Origin of the sequence: Sphingobium sp. (assembly GCF_049304695.1) — a bacterium.
Taxonomy (GTDB): domain Bacteria; phylum Pseudomonadota; class Alphaproteobacteria; order Sphingomonadales; family Sphingomonadaceae; genus Sphingobium.
On sequence record NZ_JBAQOK010000087.1, the window covers coordinates 51,942 to 71,613 of the forward strand.

Annotated in this window: 21 protein-coding genes; 16 read left to right on the forward strand and 5 right to left on the reverse strand. The window is 62.7% G+C overall.

The features are described 5' to 3' along the window. Window positions 1–40 precede the first annotated feature (40 nt). Together WA070_RS16485 and WA070_RS16490 are read right to left on the reverse strand one after the other, a co-directional pair. Window positions 41–1,225 carry a glycosyltransferase gene (locus WA070_RS16485; RefSeq protein WP_422635012.1) on the reverse strand — a complete coding sequence of 395 codons (1,185 nt, stop codon included), beginning with the start codon at window positions 1,223–1,225 and terminating at the stop codon, window positions 41–43. Further along, complete coding sequence (locus tag WA070_RS16490; RefSeq protein ID WP_422635013.1) at window positions 1,185–2,066, reverse strand: alpha/beta fold hydrolase; 882 nt, start codon at window positions 2,064–2,066, stop codon at window positions 1,185–1,187. The genes WA070_RS16485 and WA070_RS16490 overlap by 41 nt, the downstream gene beginning before the upstream one ends. A gap of 37 nt (window positions 2,067–2,103) precedes the next feature. Here WA070_RS16490 and WA070_RS16495 point away from each other — a divergent pair, with 37 nt between their 5' ends. The 11 genes from WA070_RS16495 to WA070_RS16545 all read left to right on the forward strand — a co-directional run bounded on the left by WA070_RS16495 (window position 2,104) and on the right by WA070_RS16545 (window position 12,980). Further along, window positions 2,104–3,501, forward strand: a complete 1,398-nt coding sequence (locus WA070_RS16495; protein WP_422635014.1) for a protein adenylyltransferase SelO — start codon at window positions 2,104–2,106, stop codon at window positions 3,499–3,501. Window positions 3,502–3,598: 97 nt separating this feature from the next. After that, window positions 3,599–3,976 carry a hypothetical protein gene (locus WA070_RS16500; protein WP_422635015.1) on the forward strand — a complete coding sequence of 126 codons (378 nt, stop codon included), beginning with the start codon at window positions 3,599–3,601 and terminating at the stop codon, window positions 3,974–3,976. Between the two features lie 71 nt (window positions 3,977–4,047). After that, a complete protein-coding gene (astD, locus tag WA070_RS16505; protein WP_422635016.1) occupies window positions 4,048–5,481 on the forward strand; it encodes a succinylglutamate-semialdehyde dehydrogenase in 1,434 nt (477 codons plus the stop codon). Between the two features lie 70 nt (window positions 5,482–5,551). Then, entirely contained in the window at window positions 5,552–6,340 is a 789-nt protein-coding gene (gene cobA / locus WA070_RS16510) for a uroporphyrinogen-III C-methyltransferase (RefSeq protein WP_422635017.1), read from the forward strand. Further along, the gene (locus tag WA070_RS16515) at window positions 6,337–6,633 is read left to right on the forward strand and encodes a DUF2849 domain-containing protein (protein WP_422635018.1); all 297 of its coding nucleotides are present in this window, start codon (window positions 6,337–6,339) and stop codon (window positions 6,631–6,633) included. Before cobA ends, WA070_RS16515 begins: the two co-directional genes overlap by 4 nt. Before the next feature lie 2 nt (window positions 6,634–6,635). Next, complete coding sequence (locus WA070_RS16520) at window positions 6,636–8,267, forward strand: nitrite/sulfite reductase (RefSeq protein WP_422635071.1); 1,632 nt, start codon at window positions 6,636–6,638, stop codon at window positions 8,265–8,267. Further along, complete coding sequence (locus WA070_RS16525; protein ID WP_422635019.1) at window positions 8,260–8,442, forward strand: hypothetical protein; 183 nt, start codon at window positions 8,260–8,262, stop codon at window positions 8,440–8,442. Before WA070_RS16520 ends, WA070_RS16525 begins: the two co-directional genes overlap by 8 nt. Continuing rightward, entirely contained in the window at window positions 8,442–8,882 is a 441-nt protein-coding gene (locus tag WA070_RS16530; protein WP_422635020.1) for a DUF934 domain-containing protein, read from the forward strand. Before WA070_RS16525 ends, WA070_RS16530 begins: the two co-directional genes overlap by 1 nt. Next, window positions 8,875–9,660 (forward strand): phosphoadenylyl-sulfate reductase, encoded by a 786-nt coding sequence (locus WA070_RS16535; RefSeq protein ID WP_422635021.1) that lies wholly within the window; start codon window positions 8,875–8,877, stop codon window positions 9,658–9,660. The genes WA070_RS16530 and WA070_RS16535 overlap by 8 nt, the downstream gene beginning before the upstream one ends. Before the next feature lie 112 nt (window positions 9,661–9,772). Continuing rightward, window positions 9,773–11,074 (forward strand): chloride channel protein, encoded by a 1,302-nt coding sequence (locus WA070_RS16540; protein WP_422635022.1) that lies wholly within the window; start codon window positions 9,773–9,775, stop codon window positions 11,072–11,074. 94 nt (window positions 11,075–11,168) lie between these two features. Continuing rightward, window positions 11,169–12,980, forward strand: a complete 1,812-nt coding sequence (locus WA070_RS16545; RefSeq protein ID WP_422635023.1) for a DUF885 domain-containing protein — start codon at window positions 11,169–11,171, stop codon at window positions 12,978–12,980. 271 nt (window positions 12,981–13,251) lie between these two features. Here WA070_RS16545 and WA070_RS16550 read toward each other — a convergent pair whose 3' ends face one another. Further along, a complete protein-coding gene (locus WA070_RS16550) occupies window positions 13,252–14,739 on the reverse strand; it encodes a replicative DNA helicase (protein ID WP_422635024.1) in 1,488 nt (495 codons plus the stop codon). 119 nt (window positions 14,740–14,858) lie between these two features. Between WA070_RS16550 and WA070_RS16555 the strand changes: the two genes are divergently transcribed. From WA070_RS16555 to WA070_RS16575, 5 genes are all read left to right on the forward strand, one after another. Then, window positions 14,859–15,341, forward strand: coding sequence for a UPF0262 family protein (locus WA070_RS16555; protein WP_422635025.1), 483 nt, complete (start codon window positions 14,859–14,861; stop codon window positions 15,339–15,341). 29 nt (window positions 15,342–15,370) lie between these two features. Beyond that, window positions 15,371–16,039: a GH25 family lysozyme gene (locus WA070_RS16560; protein WP_422635026.1), complete on the forward strand. Its 669-nt coding sequence runs from the start codon at window positions 15,371–15,373 to the stop codon at window positions 16,037–16,039. Continuing rightward, window positions 16,036–16,494 carry a cytidine deaminase gene (locus WA070_RS16565; RefSeq protein ID WP_422635027.1) on the forward strand — a complete coding sequence of 153 codons (459 nt, stop codon included), beginning with the start codon at window positions 16,036–16,038 and terminating at the stop codon, window positions 16,492–16,494. The genes WA070_RS16560 and WA070_RS16565 overlap by 4 nt, the downstream gene beginning before the upstream one ends. A 7-nt stretch (window positions 16,495–16,501) precedes the next feature. Continuing rightward, a complete protein-coding gene (dcd, locus tag WA070_RS16570; RefSeq protein WP_422635028.1) occupies window positions 16,502–17,056 on the forward strand; it encodes a dCTP deaminase in 555 nt (184 codons plus the stop codon). 98 nt (window positions 17,057–17,154) lie between these two features. Next, window positions 17,155–17,622, forward strand: a complete 468-nt coding sequence (locus tag WA070_RS16575) for a hypothetical protein (protein WP_422635029.1) — start codon at window positions 17,155–17,157, stop codon at window positions 17,620–17,622. 136 nt (window positions 17,623–17,758) lie between these two features. Here WA070_RS16575 and WA070_RS16580 read toward each other — a convergent pair whose 3' ends face one another. Then, window positions 17,759–18,475: a pentapeptide repeat-containing protein gene (locus WA070_RS16580; RefSeq protein WP_422635030.1), complete on the reverse strand. Its 717-nt coding sequence runs from the start codon at window positions 18,473–18,475 to the stop codon at window positions 17,759–17,761. A gap of 342 nt (window positions 18,476–18,817) precedes the next feature. Beyond that, window positions 18,818–19,525: a response regulator transcription factor CtrA gene (ctrA, locus tag WA070_RS16585; RefSeq protein ID WP_422635031.1), complete on the reverse strand. Its 708-nt coding sequence runs from the start codon at window positions 19,523–19,525 to the stop codon at window positions 18,818–18,820. Window positions 19,526–19,672: the final 147 nt, after the last annotated feature.

Below are 19,672 nucleotides of genomic sequence, written 5' to 3' on the forward strand. Positions count from 1 at the left end.
TTATACCAGCTTTCGACTTGGTTGACGAATGACGCGCCCCCTAGCGCAAAATATATGGGCTGGCCATAGCCTGCCCATATAATGCGGCATAGGCATCGACCATGGCCGCTTCGCCAAAATCCTGATTGGCGCGCTGGCGGTTGGCGGCACCCAGCGAGGCGCGTAATTCGGAGGAGTCGGCGAGCGTGCCGAGGGCTTGGGCAAGGCCCCCTTCGTCAGCGACGACGAAGGGGCGGTTGGCGGGGGCGACCATGTTGGCGATGTCGCCCACATCCATCGAGGCGACCGGCAAGCCAGCGGCCATCGCCTCGACAAGGGAGATGGGGAATTGTTCGCTGTCCGAGGACAAAGCGAAGATGTCGAACAGGCCGATGAAGCGCCATGGGCGGTCCATGAAGCCTGCCATGCAGAGGTCGTCGAGGCCATGGGCGGCAGCTTCGGCGAGGATGGCGTCGCGTTCCGGCCCCTCCCCCACGACCACCAGTTGCAGCCGGTCCCGATGGGCGGCGACGGCGCGGACGAGGCGGGGGATATTCTTGACGCCGCGAAGGCCCGCCAGCGTGCCGACCAGCAGCTTGCCGGGGGAGCGGATCAGGTTGGGGATGGCGTCGGGTTCGGGGGCGGCCTGATAGCGGGCGATGTCGATGCCGTTGCGGATCAGGTGGATTTTGCTGGCGGGCTGTTTCCAGACCTGACTGGCGATCGTTTCGAGGCGGACGGAGGGCACGACAAGGGCGTGGGCGCTGCGCAGGGCGACGCGGCGGAAGAGGTTGCGTTTGGTTTTGAGACCTGCGGTTTCGTCGGCGTTGAAGCCGTCTTCGTGATGAATGAGGGGGGGGGGTAATTTCCAGAGTGAGACATAGACATGATGCGCCATCGTCGCATCCATGGCGCCCCAATTGTAGGTCAGTATTAAATCGAACCTTTTCAGGAACTTAGCTATTTCCCAATAGCGGACAAGCCCCGGTTTCCCGGCAAAGGAGGGGCTGTCGGGGAAATCGACGTCGATCTGGGGGTCGATGGCGTCCCGTGCGCCCAGCGCGACCGGGTCGGCACTGACGATGCTGTGGCGGGCGCGATCGCCCCACAGGTTCATCAGGCGTACGGCGCGGGCTTCCTTGCCCCCCAGAGTGAAGCTGCCATGGACGTGGAGGATATGGGGTCGATGGGCGGACCGGGCCGAGTCAGCCACGCAGCACGCTTTCAAGCAGCCGGTCGATCGCATCGGCGCTGGTCGGTTCGTCCAGCACGGGCGCGTGGCCGACGTCCGGCACGGTGACGAGTTGCGCGCTGTCGCCGATGTCGGCGACCATGCGCTGCGCGGTCGGGGCGCTTAATATGTCGGATTGCGCGCCACGCAGGATCAGCGTGGGAATGTCGCGGAAGGCAGCCATGACCGGCCACATGTCGACGCCCGCTTCGCTCGCGCCGTCCTGCGCCATGGCGCGGATGGGTTCGGCGATACGCATGTCATAATCAAGGACGATCCGGCCCGCATTGTTCAGGCGATACAAACGCTTGGCCATCGCCAGCCAGGCTTCCAGATCATAGCCGGGATAGACGTCACCATTGGCTTCGCACAGGGAGCGGGCGGCATGGACCCAACTGGGGTGCGACTGGCCCACGCCCACATAAGAACGGATGCGCGCCATGCCGGCGTCGTCCACCACCGGACCGACATCGTTGAGCAGCGCCCCTGAGAGCCATTCGCGATGCGTCGCGGCGATCAACATGGTGATGATGCCGCCCAGCGAGGTGCCGATCGCGACGAAGCGCGGGATCGCGAGATCGGTGAGCAGGCGACCGATATCCTGAAGATAGGTCAGCGGCACATAGGTCATCGCATCCTTGGCATAGGCGCTTTCGGCCCGGCCCCGCATATCGGGACAGATGAGACGCCATTGCCCGGCCAGGCGCGCGGCGAGCGGTTCGAAATCGCGCGCATTGCGCGTCAGGCCCGGCAGGCACAGCAAGGGCGGACGACCATCATCCCCACCCGCATAGTCCCGATAATGGAGCCGCAGCCCATCAGGTGACCACCAATATCCGTCGCTATAACCGCTCACGCTTGATCCTTTGGGTCTGCGTCCCCCATATCGCCGTATGAACCAGACGCCGCAAGCCGCCATTTACAGCCCCGTCGCACAAATCGACGCATTGATGCCGGACATCGCCGCGCCGGTCGATGCGGCGGATTTTCCGCAGACGATCCTGCGGTTCCGCAACGACCGGGCAGCGGCCAGCGTGGGGCTGGACAGCCTGAGCGACGAGGCGTGGATCGCGCATTTCGGGCGGTTCGAACCCTTGCCCGGCACCCTGCCCCGCCCTTTGGCGCTGCGCTATCATGGCCATCAGTTCCGCCATTATAATCCCGACATCGGCGATGGGCGCGGGTTCCTGTTCGCGCAGATGCGCGATTCCGATGGGCGATTGATGGACCTGGGCACCAAGGGTTCAGGCCAGACACCCTATAGCCGCTTTGGCGACGGGCGGTTGACGCTGAAAGGCGGGGTGCGCGAGATTTTGGCGACCGAGATGCTGGAGGCATTGGGCGTCAACACGAGCAAGACCCTGTCGATCATCGAAACCGGCGAGGCATTGGAGCGCAATGACGAGCCTTCACCCACACGCGGCGCGGCGATGGTGCGCCTGTCGCATTCGCATATCCGCATCGGATCGTTCCAGCGAGCGGCGTTTCTGGAGGACAGGGCGCTGCTGGAAAAGCTGACCGACTATGCGCTGACGCATCTGTACGGCGAGGTGCCGGGGGATAATCCGCCTGCGCAATTGCTGGGCCGGGTGGTGGAGCGCACCGCCGATCTGGCCGCCAGCTATATGGTGGCGGGATTCGTGCATGGCGTGTTGAACAGCGACAATATCAATGTGACGGGTGAGAGTTTCGATTATGGGCCGTGGCGGTTCACGCCATTGTGGGACGCAAATTTCACCGCCGCCTATTTCGATCATCAGGGGCTATATGCGTTCGGGCGGCAGGCCGAGGCGATCCATTGGGACGTCGCGCAACTGGCGGTGTCGCTGCGCGCATTGGTGGAGGCGGCGCCGTTGATCGAGCAGTTGGAGCGGTTTCCCGCGCTCTATGCGCAGGCGATGGCGCGGCGTTTCTGCTGGCGGCTGGGCGTGGTGCCGGGCGACGGGGCGGATGCGATGATCGCGGCGGCGGTACGGGGCATGGCCATGAGCGGGACCGGGATCGACCGGTTTTTCCATGACTGGCGTGGCGGCGTCGCGCGCGAGGGGCATGATTATGATGATGCGGCGTGGGACGCGTTTCGTGGCGCGATTGCGGGGTTTGCAGGCGTGGAGGATGCAAGACGCCATGACTATTGGACGGATGCCGCCCCCTGCTCCATGCACATTGAGGAGGTCGAGGCGATCTGGAGCGCGATCGACACCGACGACGATTGGGCGCCTTTGCATGCCAAGGTCGCAGCGATCCGGCGCATGGGGGCGGCGCATAGCGAATGCATCGCCGCTGCGTGAATAGAATAGTTAATTATATTGATGAATGGGGCTTTTCGCAGGTAACAGGACACAGGCCGACCCCGGTCGATGGATTCAACTAGTCGGCGGTAGTGACATGATCGAGCGTGACCTGACCGACGCGGATGGCATCATTACGGTGACTTCCACCAATCGCTGGACCGAAGCAGAATTAAACGCGCATTTCGATGCGCTGCGCGCCATCATCGCGCAGAAGCGGCAGGCCGGTGAACAGATTCGCGTCCTGTCCGACGTAACCGGTGCTGGCGAGCAGGATGCGGGCACGGGGGCGCTGATCCTGGCGCAGTTTCGCCGGACATATAGACCCGAGGATCGGGTCGCGATGTTGACCGCCAATGAAAACGTAAAAATGGTGGTGCGGGCGATGTTGCAGGATTTTAATATCGCAGCCTTTTCATCCCGATTGCCCGCCGAAATGTGGTTGATGGCGGACGGACTGCCGCCCCCGCGCTGACGGTAGCGGCATGTTGGTCATCCTGTCATGCCTCTGGCTTTCTTAACCTTTTTTCTTCATATCACAGCGCTATGTCCGCTCCCCTGACGTCCCATGAACCGGCCACCGGCGCGCTGCTCTGGCAGGGCGAGGCTGGCGACGTCGACGCGGAAGTCGCGCTGGCCAAGGCGGCCTGGCCGCGATGGGCAGCGCAACCGATCGCCTATCGTATCGAAACGCTGCGCCGCTTCGTCAATGTCGTGCGGCGGCATGAAGATGCGCTGGTCGATCTGATCGCGCGCGAAACCGGCAAGCCATTATGGGACGCACGCGCGGAAGTGGCGGGCGTGATGGCCAAGGTGGACATATCCGTCGCCGCCTATTCCGAACGCACGGGGCAAAGGCGGCTGGAGGGCGCGCTGGGCGCGCGGCAATCCGTGCGGCACAAGCCCCATGGCGTCATGGCGGTGCTTGGCCCCTATAATTTCCCCGCGCATCTGCCCAATGGGCATATCGTGCCTGCGTTGCTGGCCGGGAATGCGGTGGTGTTCAAGCCGTCGGAAAAGACCCCGGCGGTGGGCGCAATGCTGGTGCAGCTCTATCATGAGGCGGGCGTGCCGATCGACGCGATGCGCGTCGTTCAGGGCGGCGCGAGCGAGGGCAAGGCGCTGGCGGCGCATGACGATGTGGGCGGCATATTGTTCACCGGATCGGCGCAGACCGGCATCGCCATCAATCGCCAGTTCGGGACGCAGCCGGGCAAGATACTGGCGCTGGAGATGGGCGGCAATAATCCGATCGTGGTGTGGGACACGCCCGAAATCAACGCCGCCGCGACGATCGTGGTGCAGTCGGCTTTCCTGTCGAGTGGCCAGCGCTGCACGGCGGCCAGTCGCCTGATCGTGCGGGACAGCATGGCCGATGCGCTGATCGCGGAGGTCAAGAAACTGGCCGACCGGTTGATCGTCGATCACCCCCATGCCGACCCTACGCCGTTCATGGGACCAGTGATCGACATGGCGACCGCCGACGGGTTGACCGAAAGTTTCCTGTGGCTGATGAGCAATGGCGGCAGACCGATCAAGCATATGGTGCGGCCCAAAGCGGGGCTGCCGTTCGTATCGCCAGCGATCATCGACGTGACGGCGATGCAGGACCGGCCCGATGTCGAATTGTTCGGACCTTTGTTGCAGGTCGTGCGGGTCACGACGTTCGAGGAGGCGATCGCGCAGGCGAACGCCAGCCGATACGGGCTGTCGGCGTCGCTGATCGGGGGATCGCCCGAAGAATATAACCAGTTCTGGGCCAATGTGCAGGCGGGCGTCATCAACTGGAACCGGCCGACCAATGGCGCGTCGTCCTCCGCGCCGTTCGGCGGGGTCGGCATATCGGGCAATCATCGGCCAAGCGCCTATTATGCGGCCGATTATTGCGCCTATCCGGTGGTGTCGTCGGAAATAGAGACGCCGCGCGCGTCGATCGGCATCGGGCTGAAAGACATCGACATATCCGCCATGGGCGACTGAATAGATTTCCTAACGGACCCCATACCCATTCTGAATTGAACTTGGGCCGCCTTTTCGCCACATGGCAAGCATGGCTGACACTGTATCTGCTACCGTCCATCTGGTGGGCGCGGGACCGGGCGACCCTGAACTGCTGACGATCAAGGCTGCGCGCCTGATCGGATCGGCCAGCGTCATCGTGCATGACGGGCTGGTGTCGGCGGAGATACTGGCGCTGGCGTCGCCGGACGCAGAGATGATTTGCGTCGCCAAGAAGCGCAGCCGCCATTCCATGCCGCAGGAGGCGATCAACGCCCTGCTGGTGGAGATTGCGCTGTCGGGACGCAACGTGGTGCGGCTGAAAGGTGGCGATCCGTTCATTTTCGGGCGTGGCGGCGAGGAAGTCGATGCGTGCCGCGCGGCGGGCGTGCCGGTCGAGGTGGTGCCGGGTATCAGCGCGGCCATGGGCAGCGCGGCGCAGGCGCAGTTGCCGCTGACCCATCGGGCGGCGTCGAGCGCGGTGAGCTTCGTCGCGGGCCAGTGCAAGGGGCTCACGACACAGGACTGGTCGGGGCTGGCGGGTAAAGGGCGCACGCTCGTCATCTATATGGGCGTGGCGAGCGCGGCGGACATTGCCGACAAGCTGATCGCCGATGGTGTCGCGCCGGACGTGCCGGTCGCCGTGCTGGAAAACGGAACGCGCGCGGATATGCGCACGCTGCGCACGCTGCTCGCGGACCTTGGCGACATGGTGGTACGTGAGAATGTGAAAAGCCCGGCGCTGATCGTCGTGGGCGAAGTGGCGACTTATGCGCTGGCGCAAGATGTGCTGGCCGGTTGGGCGCAAAGACAGGATATTGGGGCGGAGATGCGTTCGTGAAGATACTTACGGGGAATGATCTGTCGTCGGGCGACGTGATCTGGTGGGCTGGCGATGGCTGGTCGCGGCAGGTGGCGGAGTCGGTCGATGTGGGTGACAGGGGCGACGACCTCGCCCGGACCGAGGAAGCGGCGCTGCGCGTCGTGGGCGCCTATGTCATCGACGCGACCATCACCGACGCTGGCGTGCGCCCCGCCCATATCAAGGACCGCATCCGCGCATTGGGACCGACCGTGCGCCCCGACCTTATTCCGCAAACCGCCGAGGCCGACATCGGCAAGTGGGTGATCTGACCATGTATCGTTATGACAGTTATGACCAGTCGATGGTCGATGCCCGCGTCGATGAATTTCGCGATCAGGTGACACGTCGCCTGTCCGGCGCGCTGACCGAGGACCAATTCAAGCCGTTGCGGTTGATGAACGGCCTCTATCTGCAACTCCACGCCTATATGCTGCGCGTCGCCATCCCCTATGGCACGCTGTCGGGTAAGCAGATGCGCAAGCTGGGCGAGATTGCGGACAAATATGACAAGGGCTATGGCCACTTCACCACACGCCAGAACCTGCAATATAACTGGATCAAGCTGGCCGATGCGCCCGACATTTTGGCCGAACTGGCCACGGTGGAGATGCATGCGATTCAGACGTCGGGCAATTGCATCCGCAATATCTCGTCCGACCAATATGCAGGCGTCAGCGCGGACGAAGTGGCGGACCCCCGCCCCTGGGCCGAATTGCTGCGCCAATGGTCGAGTTTCCACCCGGAGTTCACCTATCTGCCGCGCAAGTTCAAGATTTGCGTGATCGCCAGCGAGGATGATCGCGCGGCGATGCGGCTGCATGACATCGGGTTGAAGCTGGTCGAGCGTGATGGTGCGATCGGCGCGGAGGTCTATGCCGGTGGCGGCATGGGGCGCACGCCCATGGTTGCGCCACTTATCAGGGACTTCGTGGGCGAAGATGAGATTGTATCTTATCTGGAAGCGTGCCTGCGCGTCTATAATCGCTACGGTCGCCGCGACAACAAGTACAAGGCGCGGATCAAGATACTGGTCCACGAAATCGGCGTCGAGGAATATAAGCGGCAGGTTGAGGAAGAGTTTGCGCATATGCGGGAACTGGGCCTCAATCCGCCGGTCGAGGAACTGGCGCGCATCCGTGCTTTCTTCGCCCCACCGGCTTATGAAACGGGCCTGAGCGACGCCATCGACCGGAGCGATCCGGCGTTTGCGCTGTGGGTCGATCGGCAAGTCGCAGCGCACAAGGCGCCCGGCTATGCCATCGTCAACATCAGTCTGAAACCGATCGAGGGCATCCCCGGCGACGCGTCGGCGGCGCAGATCGCGCTGGCGGCAGACCTGGCGGAGCAATATTCGCTGGACGAACTGCGTGTCACCCATGCGCAGAATCTGGTGCTGCCCCATGTGAAGAAGGCGGACCTCTACGCCATCTGGCAGAAGCTGGACGAGGCGGGTCTGGCCGAAGCCAATCTGGACCTCATCACCGACATCATCGCCTGCCCCGGTCTGGACTATTGCGCGCTCGCCAACGCGCGCTCCATTCCGCTGGCGCAGAAGATCGCCCAGCGGTTCAAGGCGACGGAGCGGCAGGCGGAACTGGGCGAGTTGAAGCTGAAAATTTCCGGCTGCATCAACGCCTGTGGCCATCATCATGCCGGGCATATCGGCATATTGGGCGTGGACCGGAAGGGTGTGGAGAATTTCCAGTTGTCGCTGGGTGGTTCGGGCGCGGAGGATGCATCGCTGGGCCAGATCACCGGGCCGGGCTTTTCCGAGGATGGCGTGGTCGATGCGATCGAGAAGGTGACGGACCTGTATCTGGCAGAGCGGGAGAGCGGTGAGCGGTTTCTGGATACCTATCGCCGGATCGGCATGAAGCCGTTCAAGGAGGCGATTTATGGGTGAGCCTTATCACCAACGTCCGTTCGCCCTGAGCTTGTCGAAGGGTTCCGCTGAACGAAGTGAAGCGCCTTCGCTGCGCTCAGGTGAAGGCTTCGACTTCATCTTTGATGAAGTTTATCCTGAGCGACTGCTGCAAGCAGGCAGTCGAAGGGCTCAGCCCGAACGGGGAATTATCTGATGGTTGAATTTCTGTCCTTTCGTGATGGTGAACCCACGCAGGAACCGTCCGTGACGGTCGAGGCCTTTACCGGCCAGTCCAACGCCACGGCCGTCCGCATCGAGCCGGGTGAGGATGCGCGCGAATTGCTGCCGCATCTGGAGCGGCTGTCGCTGGTGGAGGTCAACTTCCCGGTTTACGGCGACGGGCGCGGCTATTCGGCGGCGCGTATTTTGCGTGAGGCGGGCTATGCGGGCGAATTGCGCGCGGTCGGCGACGTGCTGGTGGACCAGATCGTCGCGATGCGCCGATGCGGCTTCGACAGTTTTCACCCCGCCAAGGCGCTGGACTACGCAGCGGTCGATCGCGCGCTCAACCGCTATGACGACGTCTATCAAAAGACGATCGATGGCCGCAGCCCGATTTGGGCCAGGCGGCACCCGGAGACCCAGAATGGCTGAAGCCGCGCGCCAGATCGACATTATCGACACCCGTCCCCTGTTCACGCAGGCGGACGCTGATGCACTGAACGCGCGGTTCGCGGGGGTCGATACGCTGGACATGCTCAAGGCGGTATTTGCGCAAGGGCTGGCGGGGAATGTCGGTGTGGTGTCGTCGTTCGGCACGGAAAGCGCGGTGCTGCTGCATCTGGTGGCGCAGGCCGACAAGCGGGTGCCGGTGATTTTCGTCGATACGATGAAGATGTTCGACGAGACTTTGGCCTATCGCGACACGTTGATGAGCGCATTTGGCTTTACCGACAGCCGCACGATCCGACCGATCGCCGAGGTGATCGCGGCAAAGGACGAGACAGGGTTGCGCTGGTCTTACGACCCCGATGGCTGCTGCGAAATTCGCAAGGTGGAGCCGTTGAAGCGGGCGAAGGCCGGGCTGGACGCGTGGATTTCCGGGCGCAAGGCGTTCCAGTCGGTGACGCGCCAGAACCTGCCCCGGTTCGAGGTCGAGGATGGGCGGTTGAAGATCAATCCGCTGGGCGATTGGACCAAGGCCGATCTGGACGCCTATTTCGAGGCGCACGCCCTGCCCCGCCATCCGCTGGAGGCGCAGGGTTATCTGTCGATCGGATGCGAGCCATGCACGTCCAAGGTTGCGCCGGGCGAAGACCCGCGTGCGGGCCGCTGGCGTGGGTGGGACAAGGTGGAATGTGGCATCCATTCGCCGGTGACGCCGACCCCTGTGGTTGATCCCGAAGATCCGGCGAACATGCCGGTTTTCTGATCGGGGCATCGCCTGATAGATTTGCGCGCACGGGGTTTTCACCCGGTGCGCGGGACGTTATGGGTCGGTCCCCGGCCAAAGCGGTCGCTATACAGGCGGACGATCGACCAGCATGATGGAACGGCTTCGCCTGCTTCAGCGCCGCGCGCGCATCATGGCGCGTCGCCATGGCCCACACGCGATGATCTGGCGGCGGCGCGTCGCCATTTTGAGCGGCGCGGTGCTGGTCGGGCTGACCGCGCTGCTCTTTGCCGAACTGGCTGACCGGGCGGGCGGCATATTTCACCATATGGTCGCATGGTGCTGGTGGTTGCCGCTGATTATCACGCCATTGGGCTTTGCCGCGTTCGCGTGGATCACGATGAAGCTGGCCCCTGCCGCCAGAGGATCGGGTATTCCTCAAGTCATCGCTGCCACCCGCAACCCCGAAGCGGGCATGAAAGAATTGGTGTCGGCGCGCACTGTCTTCGTCAAATTCTGGCTGACGATCGGCACATTGTTGTTCGGCGCGTCGGTCGGGCGTGAAGGGCCGACGGTGCAGATCGCCGCGAGCATCATGGGATATGCACATCGGATCATGCGCGTCCCGTTGCGCGCGTCGGTGTTCATCGCCGGGGGCGCGGCGGGCGTGGCGGGTGCGTTCAATACGCCGCTGGCGGGCGTGGCCTTTGCGATCGAGGAACTGGCGGCCGCCTATGAGCAGCGGATGACGTTGCTGGTGATGGCGGCGGTGCTGATCGCGGGCATGGTCAGTTTGGGGCTGGCGGGCGATTATGTCTATTTCGGTGTCATGCGCCAGACGTTGAGCGTCGGCGATGCTCTGGTGGCGGCGCCGGTGGCTGGATTTTTCGGGGGGATCGCGGGCGGGCTGTTTTCCCGATTGATGCTGGCGTCGGGCCGCACGAATTTCGCGCCGGTCGCGTGGCTGCGCGCGCGGCCGGTCGGCATGGCGCTGGGCTGCGGTATCCTCGTCGCGCTGGTCGGCGTGGCGACTGGCCTGACATGGGGAACCGGTTACGAAGCGGCACAGGCCATCATCACGGGCAAGGACGTGCCGCTGTGGTTTGGGCCGGCCAAATTCCTGTCGACGCTGGCGACGGCGGCATCGGGCCTGCCCGGCGGGATTTTTGCGCCGTCGCTGTCGGTGGGGGCGGGCATTGGCGATATATTGGGCAGCCTGTTCCCCGGTTATCCGCAGGGCGCGGTCGTGCTGCTCGGCATGGTCGCCTATTTTACAGGCGTGGTGCGCGCGCCGTTGACGGCGGTCATCATCATTTCCGAAACCACTGCGAGCCGGGGTTTGATGCTGCCACTGCTGGCCGCAGCACTGGTCGCCGATTTTTCCGCGCAACTGGTGAGCAAGGAGCGGCTCTATCACGGGCTGGCCAAGAGGTTCGCGGTTCCGCCTGCCTGAATCTGTCCCGCTTGCGTAACAATGTTACAAGGCGCTGGACGAGGCTTGTTTGACACGCAATAAACAGAGCCACGATTCAACAAAGGAGTGGACCATGGACCGCCGTCAATTTCTTGCCGCGTCGGGCGCTGTTGCGATGACCGGGGCCAGTCAGCGTCTGTTTGCGCAGGCCGCAGGGGGCGACGATGCGCGCCTGTCCGCCGCCTTTGCCGCGATATTCGAACGGCAACTGGACATGTCGCCGGCCTTCGTCACCAGCCTTGGTCTGGACAAGGGCGCGCGCGCCGGGGCGAAGAGCCAATTGGACGATAACAGCAAATCGGCCATGATGAAGCGGCTGGCGCAGACGCAGGCGGCGATCGGGGAGTTAAACGGGTTCAAGGAAGCCAGACTGTCGGATGCGCAGCGGTTGAATCTGGACGTCATCCTGTATCTGCTGGACCAGCAGACGGTCGCGCCGGGACGCTTTGGGCTGAACAGCGCGGTGCGCCCCTATCGCATCTTCCAACAGGGGGGCAGCTATTTTTCGACGCCCGATTTCCTGAATACCGCGCACACGATCAACGTGCAGGCGGATTGCGACGCCTATCTGGCGCGGCTGGAGGCGTTCGCGCGCAACCTGCGCACCGACACGGCGATGCAGCGGGACGAAGCAGCGCGCGGATACCTCGCGCCGGGCTGGTCGCTGGACCTGACATTGGGGCAGATGAAGAAGCTGCGCGGGCAGCCAGCGGCGAGCAGCAGCATGGTGCAATCGCTGGTGAAGCGCGCGGCGGCCAAGGGAATCGCGGGCGACTGGCAGGGCAAGGCGGCGGCGATCGTGGAGAAGTCCGTCTATCCGGCGCTGGACGAGCAGATTGCAGCGGTCGAGGCTTTGCGGCCCAAGACTGCGGCGGGCGATGGCGTGTGGCGGACGCCGCGTGGCGACGAGATTTATGCAGCGGCGCTCAAAAGCGCGACGACGACAGACATGAGCGCGGCGCAGATTCACGCCATGGGGCTGGAGCAGGTGGCGGACATCAGCGCGCAGTTGGACACGATCCTGAAAGGCGCGGGATATAGCAAGGGGAGCGTGGGCGAGAGGCTGGCGGCGCTGAACGTCGAGCCAGCGCAGCTTTATGCCGATAGTGCCGAAGGGCGCGCGGCGTTGCTGGATCAGTTGAACCGCGATCTGGACGGTATGAAAGCCAAACTTCCCAATATGTTCGCGACGATTCCTGACACGGCGCTGGAAATTCGGGCGGTGCCGGTGGAGATTCAGGATGGCGCGTCCAACGGCTATTATAATCGCGCGGCGCTGGATGGATCACGACCGGCGATCTACTTCATCAACCTGAAGGATATGGGCGACTGGCCCAAATATGGCCTGCCTGCGCTGACCTATCATGAGGGCGTGCCGGGACATCACCTTCAGATTTCTACCGCGCAGACGGCGGGCGACATTCCGATGCTGCGCAAGACCGGGTTCATGAGCGCCTATTCGGAAGGCTGGGCGCTCTACGCCGAGCAGCTGGCGGACGAGTTGAAGGGCTATGCGACGCCGATCGACCGGGCGGGATACCTGCAATCCTTCCTGTTCCGCGCGGCGCGACTGGTGGTGGACACCGGCATCCATGCCAAGAAATGGGACGTAAAGCAGGCGACCGATTATATGGTCGACAAGAGCGGCTTTGCCCGCCCCCGCTGCCAACGTGAGGTCGAGCGTTACTGCACGCAGCCGGGTCAGGCGACCAGTTACAAGGTTGGGCATGGCGTTTGGAACAAGGCGCGGCAAGATGCGCAGGCGATGCTGGGCGATCGCTTTGATATCAAGCAGTTCCATGCCATTCTTGAGGAAGGGGCTATGCCGTTGTCGATGCTGGAGACGCGGGTGGCGGCGCGGGCCAAGGCGGCTAAGGCCGGGTGATGGAGCAGGCGAAGTCGGGAGGCGGACGGGTTGGCCTGCGTTTCTCGACTTCGCTCGAAATGAACGGAGGAGTGCGTTGGGCGGCGTTGAGGAGGGGTTGTGCGGTTAGATGGATAGGCGCCCCGGCCTTTAGAGTAGGATCACTTCCCCCCCCCCGTTCGTTTCGAGCGAAGTCGAGAAGTAGTGCCTGGGTTTCTCGACATCGCTCGAAACGAACGGAGGTTGGGTGGCATTCGGCTTGGAGTAGAGCGCGATTTTCGCCCTACCGCCCCTATTCGTAATCATTATCCTGATAACTGTCGTCGGCCAGATCCGAGAAGCGCGTGATCTTGGCGTCGAATTTCATGCGTATGCGGCCCGTCGAACCATGGCGCTGCTTGGCGATGATGACTTCGGCCAGACCATAAATCCGCTCCATATTCTCTTTCCAGATCGCATAGGCGGATTCGTCTTCGGGCTTGGGTTCCTTGGCCGCTTCGTAATAATCTTCGCGGAAAACGAACCAGACCATGTCGGCGTCCTGCTCGATCGAGCCGGATTCGCGCAGATCCGATAGCTGGGGGCGCTTGTCTTCCCGCTGTTCGACCGCACGGCTCAGCTGCGACAGAGCCAGCACCGGGACATGCAATTCCTTCGCCAGGGTCTTGAGACCACGGGAAATTTCCGAAATTTCATTGACGCGGTTTTCGTTGGCGCGGCCCGTGCCTTGCAACAGTTGCAGATAATCGACCACGATGAAGCCGATATCGTGACGGCGTTTCAGACGGCGCGCGCGGGTGCGCAGCGCGGCGATGGTGAGACCCGGCGTATCGTCGATGAACAGCGGCAGTTCCTGCAATTCTCGCGCGGCGCGGGACAGGTTCTGGAAATCGGCGCGGCTGATCTTGCCCATGCGCAGCGCTTCGCCGCTGATGCCCGACTGTTCGGCGAGGACGCGGGTGGCCAGCTGGTCGGCGGACATTTCCAGACTGAAGAAGGCGGTTTTCGCGCCCATATTCTTTTCGGGCGGGATGCCGTCGGCATTGTCGCGCAGCCAGCGGGACGCGGCATTATAGGCGATGTTCGTGGCGAGAGACGTCTTGCCCATGCCCGGACGCCCGGCCAGAATCATGAGATCGGAATTATGAAGGCCACCGATTTTCGCGTTCAGGCTGTTGATGCCAGTGGTGATACCCGACACATGCCCGCCGCTGTTGAGCGCGCGTTCGGCGACCTGCACGGCGGCGGTGGAGGCCATGAGGAAGCTCTTGATCGAGCCGGTCTCGCCCTCCCCTTCCGACACTTTATAGAGGGCGACTTCGGCGGCTTCGATCTGCTCACGCGGGTTGACATCCTCGCTGGTATCGAGTGCATTTTCAACCAGTTCGCGCCCGACACTGACAAGCTGTCGTAGCAAAGCGAGGTCGTAAATCTGCGTGGCGAAGTCGCGCGCGCCGATCAGCGCTGCGCCGTTGCCGGTCAATTGCGCCAGATAGGCCGCGCCGCCCAGTTCTTTCAGCGCAGGGTCCATGTCGAGCATGGGTTTGAGCGTGACGGGATTGGCGACCATGTCGCGGTCCAGCAGCTTCATGATCGCGTCGTAGATGCGGCCATGCAGCGGCTCGAAAAAATGTTCCGACTTCATGCGCAACTGCACGTCTTCGGCAATGCGGTTGTCGATCATGATCGCGCCGAGCAGCGCGGCTTCCGCCTCAACATTGCGGGGCAATTGAAGGCCGCTTTCAGGGGCGGGGGTGGTGAGTTTTACGAGTTCGGCCATCTGCTTCTATTCGTCCCCACGGCGCGTGCGCGCAAGGGGCAAGGTCGAAACGATGCACCCAAGCTGTGGATAAGTCCCGCTTGCATTTCGCCCCCTGCCGCCGCACTGAGGCAGACCCCATGGCCGATCCGCGCATCATAGACATCAAGCTCGACGAGCGGACGATCCTGTGGCGCAATGCGGACGTCGAGCAGGAGCGGCGGATCGCGATATTCGACCTGCTGGAGGATAATCATTTCGCCCCACAGCGCGCGCATGACGACGGCTATGCCGGACCGTACAAAGTCGTGCTGCGGGTTGAAGATGGGCGGCTGGTGATCGAAATCAACCGGGAGGACGACCGACCGCTGGAGGCGATCATCCTGGGGCTGGGCCGGTTCCGCCGACCGATTCGCGAATATTTCGCCATTTGCGACAGCTATTATCAGGCGATCAGCAACGCATCGCCCCAGCAGATCGAGACGGTCGACATGGCGCGGCGGGGGATTCACAATGACGCGGCAGAGATGCTGATCGAGCGGCTGGAGGGGAAGATCACGGTCGATTTCGACACGGCCCGCCGCCTGTTCACGCTGATCTGCGTACTACATATCAAGGGATAGGGATCATCAGGGGGCTGACTGTAACGCAGATGCTCGTGCGGGCGGGGATAGTGCTGGCGCTGATGGCGGCGGTAGCAGCGGCGCTGCTGATCTATGCGCGCGACTGGGCGCCGGGGCGCGACGAGTATCCGGTGCAGGGCGTGACGATCGGGTCCGACGCGGGCAAGGTCGATTGGGGTACGCTGGCGGCGCAGGGGACGGACTTTGCCTATGTGCGCGCGGTGCGCGGCGACGAACGGCGCGATGCGGCGTTTGCGCTGAACCTGCGCGGGGTGAAGGCGGCCGGGATGCGTTATGGCGCGATGCTGGAATTCAGCCTGTGCGGGACGGCGGGGGCGCAAGGGACGCGTTTCATGACGACCGTGCCGCGCGACAATGCCGCCCTGCCCCCGGTGATCCGATTGGCGTTCGATCCGGGCTGCGCGCAGCGACCAGCGCGCGACAGGGTGTTGTCGGACCTCAATACGCTCATCAATCTGGTCGAAAGCCATGCGGGCAAGACGGTGCTGCTGAACGTGACCGAGGATTTCGACAAACGCTATGACGTCGGATCGGGGATCAATCGGACGCTGTGGCTGGATCAGAATTTCTTTCCGCCCGATTATGCGACCCGTCAGTGGGTAATGTGGACAGCCAGCGACATGCGCCATATCGACGGGGTCGAGGGACCAGTACGATGGAATGTGGTGACGCCATGACGGATAAGACGCAGATTGCGACGCTGGTCGCGGCGGCGCGCGGGGCGATGGCGAATGCTCATGCGCCCTACAGTCGCTTTGCCGTGGGCGCGGCGGTGCGCCTGACCGACGGGAGTATCGTGACTGGCTGCAATTTCGAAAATGCGAGCTACGGCCTGTCGCTATGTGCAGAAACGGTCGCGCTGGCGACCGTCAATGCGCAGGGGCGGTTCGCCGACGTCGCGGCGATCGCGGTCGTGGGCGGCGCGATGGATGCTGCGGACGAAGCGCTGGTGACGCCGTGCGGCCGATGCCGTCAGGTCATGAACGAGGCCGAGCAAATGGCGGGCCGCCCGATCGCCATCTACTGCGCGACACCCTCCGGCAGCATCGTGAGCGAGCATCGCATCGCCGATCTTCTTCCCCATGCCTTTGGTCCGGCGGACCTTGGCATGGCCCCTACGCAAAGAGACTGAGAGCATCATGAGCATAATGTCCGACCGGTGGATTCGCGAACAGGCGCGGACCACGAACATGATCGAGCCGTTCGTGGAGAGCCAGAAGCGCGATGGGTGCATCAGCTATGGCCTGTCCTCTTACGGCTATGACGCGCGGGTGGCGGACGAGTTCAAGATTTTCACCAATATCGACAGCGCGGTGGTGGACCCCAAGGATTTCAACGCAAACAGCTTCGTCGATCGCAAAACCGACTGCTGCATCATTCCGCCCAACAGCTTCGCGCTGGCGCGGACGGTGGAATATTTCCGGGTGCCGCGCGATGTGCTGGTGATCTGTCTGGGCAAATCCACCTATGCGCGGTGCGGCATCATCGTGAACGTCACGCCGCTGGAGCCGGGTTGGGAGGGGCATGTGACGCTGGAATTTTCCAACACGACGCCGCTACCCGCGAAAATCTACGCCAATGAAGGGGCGTGCCAGTTCCTGTTTTTGCAAGGCAACGAGCCGTGCGAGGTCAGCTATGCCGACCGGGCCGGCAAATATATGGGGCAGCAGGGAGTAACCCTGCCCAAGCTGTAATCAAAGCGGGCGCGGAGGCGCAGAGGCATGGCGGATCAGGGCGGCAGAATCGTTTTGGGGGATGAGGCCGCAGGGAGGGTGCCATCCGACGAAATCCTATGATGCGTGCAATTCATGTGCTGGTCCGGCTGTGCCTGGCCTTCTGCCTTGTGCCGATTACCCCCGTTTTTGCCGCCCCGCCACGGGATACCAGCCTGGATCAGCGGCACAGGTTCGACATTCATGTCCAGCCGCTCGATAGTGGATTGCGCCAGCTTTCTACCCAATCGGGCGTACGCATCCTGTTTCCCTATGATGCGGTCGCGACGATCCGGGGGCGGCGGGTCGAGGGGTGGCTGTCGACGCGCGATGCGCTGAAACGACTGTTGGCGGGGACCAGCCTGAAAATGGCGCAGGCGGGAGTCGGCGTCGTTGCGCTCGCCGCGCCGGGTCGCGCCGTACGGCGACCCAAGCCGCTGTCGGTGGTGCCATGGGATGAAGGCGCGGCGGATGGTCATGCTACGGCCTTTGTTGCTCCCGCGTCGCTGATGGTGGCGTGTAACCGGCATGGCAGCGTCATTGCTTAGCCGATAAGAGCATGATGACCTTACCCTTATCCGTTCGTTTCGAGCGAGGTCGAGAAGGCTTTGGTGCTGTGCGTGCGTTTTTCGACTTCGCTCGAATGAACGGACGTGGTGTGAACCAGCTTAAAGTCATCATGCCTTAACGGACGTTGAGGCCCAGTTCGCTCAAGAGTTGCCCGGCCTGATCGCGCGAAATGGTCGCGCCACGAAACAGGCGGGCGTCGATCAGGCGCAGGCCGCCCAGATCCGCGCCGCGCAGGTCCGCCCCGTCGAAGCGGCATCCATCGAGCATGGCGTCGCGCAGGCTGCATCCATCGAAGCTGGTGCCGCGAAAGTCACATTTGCGCAGGTCGGCCTGCCCAAAGTCTATCGCGGTCAGATGCTGTTTGTGGAAGGAAAAGCCGGGAAGTCGAGCGTTGATGAGCAGGGTTTCGACGACGCGCATGTCGAGCGTACTGGCGTCCGACAGGTCCGCTCCGGTCAGCTTGCAACGTTCGACATGGGCCGCGAACAGGCGGGTGCGGCGCAGGGCGGCGTTGTTGAAATCGCTGGACAGGAAGCGGGCTTCGCGCAGGTCCGCGCCAGTGAAATCGGCAAATGCGCCGCGACAGGCGGTCCAGCGCGTCCGTTCCAGCGTTGCGCCGGTCAGGTCGGTACGGCGTAGCTGGCAGCGTTCGAAGGTCCAGCCGGTGAGGTCGAGGCCCGACAGGTCGGCCTCCTCCAGATCGCAGTCGATCAGATGCGCGGGTGACGCGGACTGCGCCTGTTCGATATGGGCGCGGGTGAGCTTGCGGTCGCGGATAGTGCGATCGACCGGGTCGGGCGTAGCGGCGTGGGTGGAGAAGAGGTCGTCCATAGGCTCGGCCTATAGCATGATGATTTCACTTTGATCCGTTCGTTTTGGATGGGGGGGGAACCTTTGCCTTGGTTTCTCGACTTCGCTCGAAACGAACGGCGGGGGAGAACTGCTTTCCCATCTCGTCACCCTGAACTTGGTTCAGGGTCCATTTCTCGTCGCAGAGGGACATTTTTCGAGGCGGAATGGATGCTAAGCCGAAGGCCAGCGTAGCTAAACGAGTTCAGCATGACGATGTGTAATGCGAGGCCTTTTACTGATTGGAAACCCCCGCCAAAGAAAAAGGCCGGCGATCCTTTCGGACCACCGGCCTTTTCACCCCCCGATTGCATAGAGGACGGATCAGGCGACCTTGGCCTGCTCCTCCTCCACCTCATCAGGATCGCGCAGCACATAGCCGCGACCCCAGACAGTTTCGATATAATTGTCGCCGCTGCAGGCCAGCGCCAGCTTCTTGCGCAGTTTGCAGATGAAGACGTCGATGATCTTGAGTTCGGGTTCGTCCATGCCGCCATAGAGGTGGTTCAGGAACATTTCCTTGGTCAGGGTCGTGCCCTTGCGAAGCGACAGCAGCTCCAGCATGGCATATTCCTTGCCGGTCAGGTGAACGCGGTTGCCGTCCACCTCCACGGTCTTGGCGTCCAGGTTCACGGCCAGCTTGCCCGTGCGGATGACCGATTGCGAATGCCCCTTCGACCGGCGAACGACGGCATGGATGCGCGCGATCAGTTCTTCGCGATGGAAAGGCTTGGTCACATAATCGTCGGCACCGAAACCGAAGGAGCGCACCTTGCTGTCCATTTCGGCAATGCCGGACAGGATGAGCACCGGGGTCTGCACCTTGGCCGCCCGCAGTTTTTTCAGCACGTCATAGCCGTGCATGTCGGGCAGGTTCAGGTCGAGGCAGATGATGTCGTAATCATACAGCTTGCCCAGATCGAGGCCTTCTTCACCCAAATCAGTCGTGTAGACATTGAAGCCTTCGGTCGTGAGCATAAGCTCAATCGCCTTGGCGGTGGTTGGTTCGTCCTCAATCAACAGCACGCGCATTGTGAAGCCCCTTTACGTCGCAGGTCCGTTCACCCCACCAGAACGGCTTCTGCTCCAATTCATTAACCAAAAAACTAATGAAGGACAAAGGTTAATTTTTCGCTAACCCGCAGGATTCCACGAGTCGTGCAAATAGGAATCTATTTA